This window comes from Aquirufa sp., assembly GCF_964796385.1.
Genome location: NZ_CBAUBA010000018.1, coordinates 16,523 through 28,926, shown reverse-complemented (window position 1 = coordinate 28,926; position 12,404 = coordinate 16,523). Strand labels below are relative to the sequence as shown.

General features: G+C 38.5%; 11 protein-coding genes. 5 read left to right on the top strand and 6 right to left on the bottom strand.

The genetic code is table 11. The features are described 5' to 3' along the window. Positions 1-3: 3 nt before the first annotated feature. From AC1W6K_RS07120 to AC1W6K_RS07105, 4 genes are all read left to right on the top strand, one after another. Entirely contained in the window at positions 4-372 is a 369-nt protein-coding gene (locus AC1W6K_RS07120) for a dihydroneopterin aldolase (RefSeq protein WP_481946953.1), read from the top strand. 43 nt (positions 373-415) lie between these two features. After that, on the top strand, positions 416-1,438 hold the full coding sequence (locus AC1W6K_RS07115; RefSeq protein ID WP_395783381.1) for a LacI family DNA-binding transcriptional regulator: 1,023 nt from the start codon (positions 416-418) through the stop codon (positions 1,436-1,438). 160 nt (positions 1,439-1,598) lie between these two features. Further along, positions 1,599-4,184 (top strand): DNA gyrase subunit A, encoded by a 2,586-nt coding sequence (gyrA, locus tag AC1W6K_RS07110; protein ID WP_481946952.1) that lies wholly within the window; start codon positions 1,599-1,601, stop codon positions 4,182-4,184. Positions 4,185-4,234: 50 nt separating this feature from the next. Next, a complete protein-coding gene (locus AC1W6K_RS07105; RefSeq protein WP_481946951.1) occupies positions 4,235-5,668 on the top strand; it encodes a tetratricopeptide repeat protein in 1,434 nt (477 codons plus the stop codon). A 251-nt stretch (positions 5,669-5,919) separates the two neighbouring features. Here the strand turns inward: AC1W6K_RS07105 and AC1W6K_RS07100 are convergent, their stop codons facing one another. The 6 genes from AC1W6K_RS07100 to AC1W6K_RS07075 form a co-directional block, all read right to left on the bottom strand. Next, positions 5,920-7,278: a sensor histidine kinase gene (locus tag AC1W6K_RS07100; RefSeq protein WP_481946950.1), complete on the bottom strand. Its 1,359-nt coding sequence runs from the start codon at positions 7,276-7,278 to the stop codon at positions 5,920-5,922. Further along, positions 7,278-7,958 carry a response regulator transcription factor gene (locus AC1W6K_RS07095; protein ID WP_481946949.1) on the bottom strand — a complete coding sequence of 227 codons (681 nt, stop codon included), beginning with the start codon at positions 7,956-7,958 and terminating at the stop codon, positions 7,278-7,280. Before AC1W6K_RS07095 ends, AC1W6K_RS07100 begins: the two co-directional genes overlap by 1 nt. Then, positions 7,959-8,426 carry a pyrophosphohydrolase domain-containing protein gene (locus AC1W6K_RS07090; protein WP_481946948.1) on the bottom strand — a complete coding sequence of 156 codons (468 nt, stop codon included), beginning with the start codon at positions 8,424-8,426 and terminating at the stop codon, positions 7,959-7,961. Positions 8,427-8,616: 190 nt separating this feature from the next. Further along, the gene (locus AC1W6K_RS07085) at positions 8,617-9,108 is read right to left on the bottom strand and encodes a helix-turn-helix transcriptional regulator (RefSeq protein WP_481946947.1); all 492 of its coding nucleotides are present in this window, start codon (positions 9,106-9,108) and stop codon (positions 8,617-8,619) included. Between the two features lie 83 nt (positions 9,109-9,191). Next, positions 9,192-10,031 carry a CvfB family protein gene (locus tag AC1W6K_RS07080; protein WP_481720291.1) on the bottom strand — a complete coding sequence of 280 codons (840 nt, stop codon included), beginning with the start codon at positions 10,029-10,031 and terminating at the stop codon, positions 9,192-9,194. Between the two features lie 52 nt (positions 10,032-10,083). After that, on the bottom strand, positions 10,084-10,902 hold the full coding sequence (locus tag AC1W6K_RS07075; protein ID WP_481946946.1) for a 2,3,4,5-tetrahydropyridine-2,6-dicarboxylate N-succinyltransferase: 819 nt from the start codon (positions 10,900-10,902) through the stop codon (positions 10,084-10,086). 502 nt (positions 10,903-11,404) lie between these two features. On the opposite strand from AC1W6K_RS07075, the gene gap reads away from it, so the two are divergent. Then, entirely contained in the window at positions 11,405-12,397 is a 993-nt protein-coding gene (gene gap / locus AC1W6K_RS07070; RefSeq protein WP_481946945.1) for a type I glyceraldehyde-3-phosphate dehydrogenase, read from the top strand. The last annotated feature ends 7 nt before the right edge of the window (positions 12,398-12,404 follow it).

Genomic DNA, 12,404 nt, shown 5'->3' with positions numbered 1-12,404 from the left:
GCAATGCGGATATATCGGGTGTGTTTAGAAGATGTGCGGTTGTTTGGTTATCATGGTTTGTTTTCTGAAGAACGGATTTTGGGTAATTGGTTTATTTTAAATCTGTCTATTTCGAAGGAAATTACCTCAGAGTTTGGTGATAATATTGACCGAACGATGGATTATGGGCAGCTCTATGCCATTTGTGTTGAAATTATGCGTGATCCGGTTGATTTATTGGAGACATTATGTGAAAAAATTGCCACGAGGTGTAAGCATTTACATCCTGATTTTTTAGAGTTGGAAATTAAGATAGGAAAGGAGCATCCGCCTATGGGAATGATGGGTGGTCGATCGTCGGTTGTTTGGAGAGAAAGTTCTTTAATTGAATAATTAGAGAAAAAGAGTGTAAATTCAGATTAAATTTTACCACATCATGCGTCATCAGGTTACGATCAAAGATATTGCCAAGCAGTTGAATGTATCAGTAGCGACTGTTTCGCGCGCTTTACGTGATTTACCGGATATTCATCCGGATACAAAAAAATCTGTTCTTGATTTAGCGGCAGAGCTCGATTACCAACCAAATATTTTAGCTTCTAGTCTGGTCAAGAGCAGGACAAAAACATTGGGTTTAATTGTGCCGGATTTGGGCTATTACTTTTTCTCTACGGTGGTGAAGGCGATCGAAGAAGCGGCAATTGCGGCTGGATATTCGTTGTTGATAACGCAAACACAGGAATCTTATGAGCGGGAATTGATTAATATTCAAAATTTATCACGTTCTCAAGTGGAAGGTATTATTATTTCACTTTCTCGGGAGACCGTAAATTTAGAGCATCTTAATCGCTTGCAGCGACGCGGTATTCCCTTAGTCTTTTTTGATCGGGATAGTGATGAGATTCATGCGTCCAAAGTGATGGTTGATAATGAGCAATCTGCATATGAAGCTGTTAAACATTTATTGGAAAACGGGTGTAAACGGATCGCTTTTTTGGCTGGACCTAAAAATGTTTCGGTTAGTAATCAGCGCCGGTTAGGTTATTTACGGGCTCTTTCGGAGGCGGGGATTGAAGCTGACCCTAGTTTGATTTTTCATTCCGATTATTTTCAGGATACAGCCAAATCGCAAACGCATATTTTGATGCGCATGGATAATGCACCAGATGGAATTTTGGTCGTTTCTGACCGCTTGGCTTTAGGAGTTTTATTGGCCTTGCGTGAATTAAAGATTCGTGTTCCTGAGGATGTAAAAATTGTAAGTTTTAATAATGAGCCTGTTTGTTCGGTTGTCTCTCCAACGATTTCTTCGGTGGCGCAACCATTGGAGGAAATAGGTCATTTAGCCTTCAAATTATTGATCGATCAAATTGAAGGAAAAAATGCAGGAGATTCTCCTGTTATTGAAGTTTTGAAGACCAAATTGATGGTACGGGAATCGTCCCTGCGTGGTAATTAGAGGCTATTTCTTCCCATCCAACATTTCAATTTTTTTACTGAATTTTTTCTTGGAAAAATAGGCAGAATTTAAGATATTTGCACCTATTGAAAATCCCTGTTTTTTTCTAATTATATGAAAAAAAACAACGTGGGTTGTTCAACGAATCAAACCATTATTTATGTCATTACAAACGAATATTATCCCAATCAACATCGAAGATGAAATGAGAGGGGCGTACATTGATTATTCAATGTCGGTCATAGTTTCTCGTGCTTTACCAGATGTGCGCGACGGTTTAAAACCGGTACATCGTCGAGTTTTGTACGGTATGGAGGAGTTGGGAGTTAGTTATAACAAATCATATAAAAAATCGGCTCGTATTGTCGGTGAGGTATTAGGTAAATATCACCCGCACGGTGATTCGTCGGTATACGACACGATGGTACGTATGGCTCAAGATTGGTCATTGCGTTATCCATTGGTGGATGGCCAAGGTAACTTTGGTTCAGTTGATGGTGATTCGCCGGCTGCGATGCGTTATACAGAGGCGCGTTTGAAGCGAATTGCGGATGAAATGCTGGGTGATTTAAATAAAGAGACGGTTGATTTTCAGCCTAACTTTGATGATTCCTTGGATGAGCCAACGGTCTTGCCTGCAAAGATTCCTAATTTACTATTGAATGGAACATCAGGTATTGCGGTGGGTATGGCTACGAATATGGCGCCACATAATTTAACTGAGGTGGTCGATGGAATTGGGGCTTATATTGACAACCGAGAAATTACCATTCCAGAATTGATGCAATACATTAAGGCACCAGATTTTCCAACTGGAGGAACAATTTATGGTGTTCAGGGAATTAAGAATGCATTTGAGACGGGTAGGGGACGTATTGTGGTTCGAGGGAATGCGACATTTGATACATCCAAAACGGGAAAGGAGCAGATTATTGTTTCTGAAATCCCGTATATGGTTAATAAAGCATCATTGATTAAGCAATGTGCTGATTTGGTAAACGATAAGCGCATTGAGGGTATTTCTGAGATTCGTGATGAATCGGATCGTCAAGGAATGCGCATTGTATTTGATTTGAAGCGCGATGCGGTGGCCAATGTTGTTTTGAATAATTTATATAAGTTTTCAGCTTTACAATCTTCATTTAGTGTAAATAATGTGGCTTTGGTGAAGGGCCGACCGATGATGTTGAATTTAAAGGATTTGATTCATCATTTTGTTGAGCACAGAAATGAGGTTATTATTCGTCGGACGAAATATGATCTACGTGAGGCACGCAAGCGTGCGCACGTATTGGAGGGCTTTATTATTGCATTGGATAATTTGGATGCGGTAATCAAGTTGATTCGTAATTCGAAGGACCCGAATGCGGCGCAGGAAGGTTTGATGAGTACGTTTAATTTATCAGAGATTCAATCGAAGGCTATTTTAGAGATGCGTTTACAGCGCTTAACTGGAATGGAGCGTGAAAAGATCATGAATGAATATGCGGAGATCATGAAATTGATTGATGATTTGGAAGACATTTTGGCTAAGCCTGATCGTCAGTTACAGATCATTAAAGATGAGTTGTTGGAGATGAAGCAGCGTTACGGTGATGAGCGTCGTACGCAGATCAATATGACAGATGATGAGTTCTCGGTTGAAGATATGATCGCGGATGATGAGATGTTGATTACGGTTTCAGCTCAGGGATATATCAAACGTACCCCGATTACGGAGTATCGTTCACAAACGCGAGGTGGCGTAGGGTCACGTGCGGTGATTACAAAAGATGATGATTATACAGAGCATTTGTTCTCAGCAACGATGCATAACTGGTTGTTATTCTTTACAGAGCGCGGTAAATGTTTCTGGTTACGTGTGTATGCGGTTCCAGAGGGATCTAAAAACTCGAAAGGCCGTCCAATTCAAAATATGATGAATATTGAGAATGGGGATACGATTCGTGCGGTGATTAATGTGAAGTCGATAACGGATCCGGATTACATTGATAATAATTTTATTGTGATGTGTACGCAGGATGGAACGATAAAGAAAACATCTTTGGAAGCATATTCTCGTCCACGTCAAAATGGTATCAATGCGATTACCATTCGTGAGGGAGACCGTTTATTGGATGTGGCGTTAACGAATGGAAATAATCAAATTGTGATTGCCACGAACACGGGTCGTTCAGTACGCTTTGAAGAGACGCGCGTTCGTCCTATGGGTAGAACGGCAGCTGGTGTCAAGGGTATTTGGATAGATGAGAAGATTGCTACCGAGAAGGTAGTTGGCATGGTTTGTGTGTCTGATCCGGAGGTCCAACAACTATTGGTGGTTTCTGAGAAGGGATTTGGTAAGCGTTCTGAGGTAGAGGATTACCGATTGACTAACCGGGGAGGTAAAGGGGTTAAGGCCTTGAATATCACGGAGAAAACGGGTAATTTAGTGGCTATTAAGGAAGTAAATGACTCGAATGACTTGATGATCATAACGAAGGCGGGTATTTTGATTCGTTCGAGTGTGGCTGAGTTACGCGTCATGGGACGTAATACGCAAGGGGTGAAATTGATTCGATTGAAAAATGAATCAGATGAAATATCATCAGTAACCAAAATTGATAAAGAACCAGAGCCAGAAGAAGTTGTCTTGATTGAAGGGGATGAACTTGTGGAAGGTGTGGTACTTGATCAAACGTTAGGAGAAGAAGCAGGGGAGGAGACTCCAAATGTGGAGGGAACTGAAGAACAAATAGAGGAATAATTTTTTGGCCCGTATTTTTGAACGGGCTTTTTTTTAATTTAACTAAACATATGAAAAAAGTAGTTTTAACCCTGATTACTGTGGTATTAGCCACAGGCTCAATATTCGCTCAAGTGGATAAGGCTTTGGTCGAAGTACAAAAGAAGAGTATTTTGGACGCTGTTAAAAAGACAGATGAATCGGTGAAGAAATCACCCACAAAACCAAAATTATGGTATGATCGTGCGATTGCCTATTTAGATTTGGCATCGTTTCCCGACTCCACAGTTTCTACGTTAGATTTGGATGCTCCTTTCAAAGCACTTGATTATATTGCTGAGGCGGTGAAATTGGATACCAAAGAAGGAAAGAAAGGTTCTATCGCTAAGGATGCTGAAAAATTATTGGATGGCCGTGAGAAAGTATATGGTGCTCTAATGAATGTAGGTGTAGTTAAATATCAAGGAAAGGATTATTTATCCTCGTTCCGTTATATGTCCAAGGCATCTGCAATTGCCCCGAACGATACGATGTCTGCTATGTATACAGGTGTCGTAGCTCAATTGTGTCAGAAAGATGCTGAGGCGCGGAAGTCGTATGAGCATTATATGTCGATTGGTGGTAAGGATATGGCGATTATTTACGGTTTAGCTCAGATTTATAAGGCGGCGAAGGAAGAGGAGACGGCTTTAGCCATGTTGGACAAAGGAATTACAATTTATCCATCGAATAAGGATTTGCGTAATGAGAAGTTCAATATGTTGATTTCATTTGGTCGTATTGATCAGGCGATTCTTCAGTTGAAGGGGTCACTGGAGAAGGATCCTAAGGATGTAATGAATTTATTCAATTTGGGTTTGTTGTATGAAAATAAGGTTAACGGTTTAAAAGAGGAAGTAAATAAAATTGCTGAAACGACCGTAAAAGTTGAAAATGCAAAACGCAAAGTAGTTTCACAAAAAGATAAGGCAGAGGTTTATGTGGATGAATTAAAGCGTGTGAAGGCTAAGTTAAAAACGGCTCAACCGAAACAAAAGCCGGTTTTTCAGGCCCAAATTAATAAACTTGAGGCATCGATTAAAGCGGATAGTGACGAATTAAAGCTGTTGATAGATGAGCAGGCAGAGGCGGAAAAGTTAGTAGGGGATGCAGCTGCGAATAAAGTCAAAATGGATGAATTACAAGCTAAAATTGCTGCTTTACGTGAGGAATTACCTGGTTTTTACAAACGTGCGTTGGAAATAGATGCTAATTATTATGATGCTTTGTACCAGTTAGGTGCGTTGTCTTATAATGATGCGGCAGAAATTAAGCGCAAAGTGAATGCGATGGATATGGAGACGTATAAGAAAGAAGGTAAGGCGATAGAAGAACAAATTGCTTTGAAATATAAAGAGGCGTTGCCATATTTTGAGCGTGCATTAGGTGTGAAGAAAGATGAAGATTTGAAAGAGATTTTACGCCAAGTGTACCGTGAATTGAAGATGGAGAAAACGGTAGATTAATAATAATACGTTGGACGTCAGACGTTAGTCATTAAGAAAAGGCTGCTCAGAAATGGGCAGTCTTTTTTTTAGACATTAGACAATAGTCGTTGGAGGTTAGATTAGTATCTATTTAACATAATATAAATTATATAACAATTTGATATAATTTGTAGAAACGCGATACTTCGCGTCTTTTGATATGATTAGACGCAAAGTATTGCGTCTATACAGACTCTAAAGTCTAGCGTCCGACGTCTAACGTCTAATGTCTAGAGTCTAATGGTAAATTTTGTCCATCCATTAAGTTCAGACTGGACTGATATTTGCCCTAGGTGTAAATGAACGATGCGTTCGACAAGTGATAAACCGATGCCATAGCCTTTAGCATTGGCTGTATTTTCGCCACGAAAGAATGGCTGGAAAATATAGGGTAAATCAGCCTCAGGAATTCCTTTCCCTTCATTTTTCACCTCAATAATAATCTTGTTAACCTCAATGGCCAGCTGTACAAATGCTTGCTTATTTGGGCTGAATTTACAGGCATTTTCTAGCAGATTTTTTAATGCTGTCAGAATAAGTTTTTCATCGCCCTTGATCATCAACAATTCTTCGTCTTCTGGCATGAATTGTGTGTCAAATGTAACTTTATAGGTTGCATTCAACTTTTGCGTTAAACTGCGCGCTTCCCAAAGTATTTCATCAATTCGAATGACCTGAAAACCTGCTTGGTAATCCGAAACGCTGATTTTGTTTAATTCCAACAAGGATTCCGTAATTGCCGCTAAGTCCTGTGTATCTTCTAATACAGAGGCGATTGTCAACTTGTAATCTGCTGTTGATCGCTCATTTAATAAGCTTACTTCCAATTGGGCTGAGATCTTGGTTAGTGGGTTTTTTAACTCATGGGATACGTTGGCAATAAATGTTTTTTGAAAGCGAAATGCACTTTCAATTCGTTCTAAGAGCCGGTTAATGGTCGCTACCATTTTGCCAATTTCATCTTCGGAATCCGCTGTTTCTAACCTTTGTTCTAGTCGCTTAGGTGACAGTAAATCCACTTGTTTAATAACTTCTGAAATGGGTCGTACTGCCCTTCCGGCAAAAAACCATCCAGAGATAACAACAATGAAGACAAATAAGAGAAACAAAGCGATCAGAATGTTCTTTAAATCCTTTGCATTTTCTGCTGAATATTGATCAACCGCACCTGCAAAAACGACTATTTGGCCCTCTGGTGTAACAAATACGGTACCTAGTACCTCTAAATCGTCCGTTTCAAATCGAACTTCTTTTTTCTTGAAGACTTCTTTAACACGGTTTACGTCTATATGAAAGTTAATTGTGTCATTCGATCGATAAATACGCTCATTGCACGTGTCATACGCCATAATATTTTCACGATATAAGATATCGCGATTAGCGCGGTCGATGATTCTTAGTAGTTTAGAATCAACTTGTTTTACGTTGACTAATAATTCTGCGGCAGTGTTTGCTTTTTGGCGCAGCCGACTGTAAAATTTGTCTTTGTAATTCTGTTGGGTAAATACATAAATAATAAAATACGATACGAATAAAATCGCCGAAACTAAATATGTAAACTGATATGTTAGTCGGGAACGTATCTGCATTATTCTTGTCGTAAAATGTATCCCATACCAAATTGTGTATGAATCAATTTGCTTGAAAAGCCTTTATCTACCTTTTTCCGCAAGTAATTTACATATACTTCGATCAAATTGGAGCTGTTTTCATCCTCTACCTCCCAGATATTTTCTGCAATTTCAGCCTTTGAAATTACTTTTTCTTGGTTGCGAAGAAAGTATTCCATTAATTGGAATTCCTTAGCGGTCAGGTTAATTTTCTGCCCGGAACGCGATACAATTTTACTTGAGAGATCCAATTCTAAGTCGGCAAATTTTAATACCTGTGCCTCAATCATCGTCTGATTAGAACGTTTAATCAAGGCTTTAACACGTGCTAAAAACTCCTTGAAATCAAATGGCTTAGCCAAATAATCATCCGCTCCAGCATCAAATCCTTCTATTTTATCGTCGGTAGTACTTAAGGCTGTCAACATTAATATGGGTGTCTGTATCCCCTCTATTCGTAATTTGCGACATAGTTCGAGTCCATTCAGCCCTGGTATAATGATGTCTGAGATGATTAATTGATACGTATTTCGTGTGGCTAATTGGTACCCCATTAGACCATCATACGCTACTTCCACTGCATAATTATTCTCTTCCAAACCTTGTTTCAAGGATTGGACGGTTTTAGGCTCATCTTCTATCAATAAAATTTTAACCATTTAACGTAAGATACTCACCAGGTCCGCCGGTGAATAATTAATGGATTTAAGTACTTTATTGTCGGACTTACGATATACTTTCCACAAGCCATTTTCCTCTAAAATTTCCGCTAGCGTACCATCTTTATCCGCATAAAATTTCACAGTTGCTTCTGCTTCAGCTAGGCTTTGACAAGCTTTTGACATATTCGATCGCTGTACTTCATTGAATAATTCGACGAATTTTTCACCCATGCCAAACTCCAAAACAGCCCCTGAAAGGACATATTGTAAATCACATAAAGCATCGGCTATTTCAACTATATCATTCGCAGCTATGGCTTCTTTGAGTTCTTCTAGTTCTTCTGCCAACAAGCTTACGCGGAGCTGGCAGCGTTCTGCACTTGGAATACCTGGTTTATCCAAAATCGGAGCACCAAAAGTTTGGTGAAACTGGGCTACTTGATTTAAAGAATCTATTTTTTGCATGAATTAAGCGTTATTCATTAAAATTAAACAATTATTTTTCCAAATTAAAAAGCTAATTAGCTACATATTAGCTCCATTTGTACACATTATTCATGGTTATCCACATAAAAATGTGGATAACTAATGGAAGAATTATTAAATTGTTCACAACTGTGGATAAGTCGTGGAAAAGATCTTGCGAATTAGCATACTAAGACTGTGGCTTGCTTTCAGAAAAAGTTCCATCCGAATAAAAAATTAGAACACGCTCAATTTTCTTTTCCAGGTAGGATGGGTTTGCATCTGATACTGCTAACGGAACGCTTGAAACGCGCTCTGAATTATTACTTTCTCTGGTACGTCTGAGATTTGATTGTACGATCGTTCCTTCAGGCAAAATATTTTTAACGGATTCTGAGGGCGTAGGTAAAACAGGATCAAAAAGAGAAGGAGCTGTTGGAGTAGTAACCATTTCCTTAGCGACAGCTAGTGATCCTAAGGTGCGATCCTCAAATAATAAATCCTCTGCCGTAATTTCAGGAAATACACGTAAAATTTTCTGAACGACATCTAAACTAGGTTTATTACGTCCAGAAAGTATATGAGATATGCTACTACGCGGTATACCTAATTTATCAGCGAATTGTGAAGCACTTAATTGCTTACGCTTAATTAACAATTCGATTTTCTCACTTAAATTCATAATTGATCTTTGTAAACAAATAGTATTACAAAATTAAATTATAAATTAATAAAAACAAATTGAAATTAAGCCACAATTGTAATTTACAAAAGTGATATACAGTCTGAATGCAAAGCAATTAGTTTACTTTTGTAAAGTGCGCCAACACCCTTTTTGAAATCCTTTTTAGACATCCCTAATTCAAAATAAATCTCCTCTGCAGGGCTTTTGTCATGTAATTTTAATACGCCATTACTCGCTTTGATTGCAGTTAGGATTCGTTCAGCCTGTGCATCTATGCGTACCATACCCACAGGTTCTAGACGTAAATCAAGTTTACCATCTAGCCGAATATTATTAATGTATACATTTGTAGATTCGCCAAATGTCAAGTTTGTAAACACTTGATTTTTAAATAACATTCCTATTTTACAATTGTTTACAAGGCATTTGATTCCTAAATCTGTGTGTTCAAATGGAATTGCGGATACTTTGTCTCCAATTGTAAATTCACTACCATCGGTTAATGGCAGAAACTTCTCTATTCTTGCTGATGCGACGATACGATCTGTTTGGCTATCCAAATAAACATATACGAAATATGATCTCCCTACCGACATCTTTTGAAATTGCTGACTAAAAGGAACAAAAAGGTCTTTGGCTAATCCCCATTCCATAAATACACCTAATGGAGTAACTGATTTTACCTCTAAATAAGCAAATTGGTCTATCGTTGCTTTTGGCTTTAGCGTAGTAGCTATAATTCGATCTTCCGAATCGCGGTAGATGAATACATCAATAAAATCATCTATTTGATAATTTTCTGGTACATATTGTAAGGGAAGCAAGATTTCATCCTCATACCCATCTAGGTATAAACCAAAAGGTACTTCCTTGATAATGCGTAGGTGATTGTATTCACCAATTTTTAATTCATTTTCCATAAAAAAACCCGGTTGAGTAAACCGGGCTGTAAAGGTAAGGATAGATTTTGGTTTAGACTACCACGTTATTTTCGCGCAAGGCTTGATTTAATGATGTTTTCAAATCTGTACTCTCTTTACGTTTACCAATAATGAGTGCACATGGTACACCATACGTTCCTGCTGGGAAATTCTTTTGAATTGATCCTGGGATAACAACTGAGTTTTCAGGTACATAGCCTATGTATTCTACAGGTTCAGGACCACTTACATCAATGATCTTAGAAGAACCTGTAATGGTTACACCAGCACCCAAAACAGCCCTTTTACCGATGTGCGCACCTTCAACTACGATACAGCGAGAGCCGATAAAGGCACCATCTTCAATAATCACGGGAGCTGCTTGAGGTGGTTCAAGTACTCCACCAATTCCCACACCACCACTTAAATGAACATGTTTTCCGATTTGTGCGCAACTTCCTACAGTCGCCCAAGTGTCAACCATGGTTCCTTCGTCAACATACGCTCCAATATTCACATAAGAGGGCATCAAAATTGTTCCTTTCGCCAAAAATGCGCCATAACGCGCTACTGCAGGCGGAACAACACGAACACCTAATTCCTTATAATTCGTTTTTAAACGCATTTTATCATGGTATTCAAAAATGCCAACCTCACTCACGGTCATTTGACGAATAGGGAAATACATCACTATGGCTTTCTTTACCCACTCATTTACCTGCCATGAGCCATCAGCTTTAGGTTCAGCGGTACGTAGTTCGCCCGCATCAACTGAAGCAACAACTTGTTCAATCGCCGCAATTACCTCTGGTGTATTACGCGTCTCTGGTTTGTCCCAGGCCGCTAAAATGATCTGTTCTACTGAATTCATATAATATGTATGCAAAATTTTGAGAGCGCAAATTACCAATAAAAGATTTTTATCAGGCCTTATAAGTCAAATAATTCTTAGTCGACCACTCATTTGCCACAAATACAAGGCCAAAATTAACACTAATTTAACTTAAACTTAAATAAGCTAACTTACTGATTATCAGTTAGTTGATAATTTATTCCAAATAATATATTGTGAAAAAAGGCTCGAAAATTAGCCAAATAAACAAGTGACAATCTGTCACTCCCCTGCCCCACTCGATTTGCGAAGCATTTCCTTACTCAAATATGCAAAATATTTTTGAATAAAAAACGTATCCGAGATAAAATGACGTAAAAATTTATTAATTAGCTTTTTGACTAAATTAGATTTGTTCGATTTACAAATGTTTTTTATTGTTTTAAATCGTTTAAATCATGATATTCTTGTACACTTCTTGGAATTATACCATAATATGGCTATTTTTGAATTTATTAAGGAAATCAAATTAATTCATTCAATGAGAAAAATTAAAGTTGCCATTAATGGTTTTGGTCGCATCGGTCGACTTACTTTCCGTCGTTTATTGGAAAAGGATAATGTAGAAATAGTAGCAATTAATGATTTAACGGACAATGCTACGTTAGTACACTTATTGAAATATGATTCAGTTCACGGACGTTTTAACGGAACTGTTACTTCAGATGCTGATAGTATTACTGTCAACGGTCACGTTATTAAAGCTTTTGCTGAGCGTGATCCAAAGCAATTACCTTGGGGAACTTTAGGAATTGATGTAGTTTTAGAATCAACTGGTCGTTTTATTGATCAAGAAGGTGCAGGCCAACATCTAACAGCTGGTGCGCGCAAGGTTATTATCTCCGCTCCTGCTAAGGGTGATATTCCTACAGTGGTTTTAGGTGTAAATGATGATACCTTGACTGACGACATGACAATTATCTCAAATGCTTCTTGTACGACAAACTGTTTAGCTCCAATGGCTAAAGTATTGGATGATGCGTTTGGTATCGAAAAAGGATTTATGACTACGGTTCACGCGTATACTGCTGACCAAAACTTACAAGATGCTCCGCATTCAGACTTACGTCGTTCACGTGCTGCTGCTTACTCAATCATTCCAACGTCTACTGGAGCTGCAAAAGCAGTTGGTTTAGTATTGCCACACTTAAAAGGTAAATTGGACGGAAACGCAATGCGCGTTCCTACACCAGATGGTTCAGTTACCGACTTTACAGTTGTCTTGAAGAAAGATGCTACCGTTGCTGAAATCAACGCTGCTTTAAAAGCCGCTGCTGATGGCCCAATGAAAGGTATCTTGGAATTTACAACAGACGAAATCGTTTCTATCGATATCATCGGAAATCCACACTCATGTATCTTGGATTCTAAACTAACAACTGCTATGGGTAACCTAGTTAAGGTTGTTGGCTGGTATGACAACGAATTCGGTTATTCTTCTCGTGCTGCTGATTTAATTGCACGTGTAGGATAATTAGTTC

Excerpts from the sequence above, each read along its gene's own strand:
- AC1W6K_RS07120 (WP_481946953.1), top strand. The coding sequence starts at position 4 with ATGCGGATATATCGGGTGTGTTTAGAAGATGTGCGGTTGTTTGGTTAT.
- AC1W6K_RS07115 (WP_395783381.1), top strand. The coding sequence starts at position 416 with ATGCGTCATCAGGTTACGATCAAAGATATTGCCAAGCAGTTGAATGTA.
- gyrA (WP_481946952.1), top strand. The coding sequence starts at position 1,599 with ATGTCATTACAAACGAATATTATCCCAATCAACATCGAAGATGAAATG.
- AC1W6K_RS07105 (WP_481946951.1), top strand. The coding sequence starts at position 4,235 with ATGAAAAAAGTAGTTTTAACCCTGATTACTGTGGTATTAGCCACAGGC.
- AC1W6K_RS07100 (WP_481946950.1), bottom strand. The coding sequence starts at position 7,278 with ATGCAGATACGTTCCCGACTAACATATCAGTTTACATATTTAGTTTCG.
- AC1W6K_RS07095 (WP_481946949.1), bottom strand. The coding sequence starts at position 7,958 with ATGGTTAAAATTTTATTGATAGAAGATGAGCCTAAAACCGTCCAATCC.
- AC1W6K_RS07090 (WP_481946948.1), bottom strand. The coding sequence starts at position 8,426 with ATGCAAAAAATAGATTCTTTAAATCAAGTAGCCCAGTTTCACCAAACT.
- AC1W6K_RS07085 (WP_481946947.1), bottom strand. The coding sequence starts at position 9,108 with ATGAATTTAAGTGAGAAAATCGAATTGTTAATTAAGCGTAAGCAATTA.
- AC1W6K_RS07080 (WP_481720291.1), bottom strand. The coding sequence starts at position 10,031 with ATGGAAAATGAATTAAAAATTGGTGAATACAATCACCTACGCATTATC.
- AC1W6K_RS07075 (WP_481946946.1), bottom strand. The coding sequence starts at position 10,902 with ATGAATTCAGTAGAACAGATCATTTTAGCGGCCTGGGACAAACCAGAG.
- gap (WP_481946945.1), top strand. The coding sequence starts at position 11,405 with ATGAGAAAAATTAAAGTTGCCATTAATGGTTTTGGTCGCATCGGTCGA.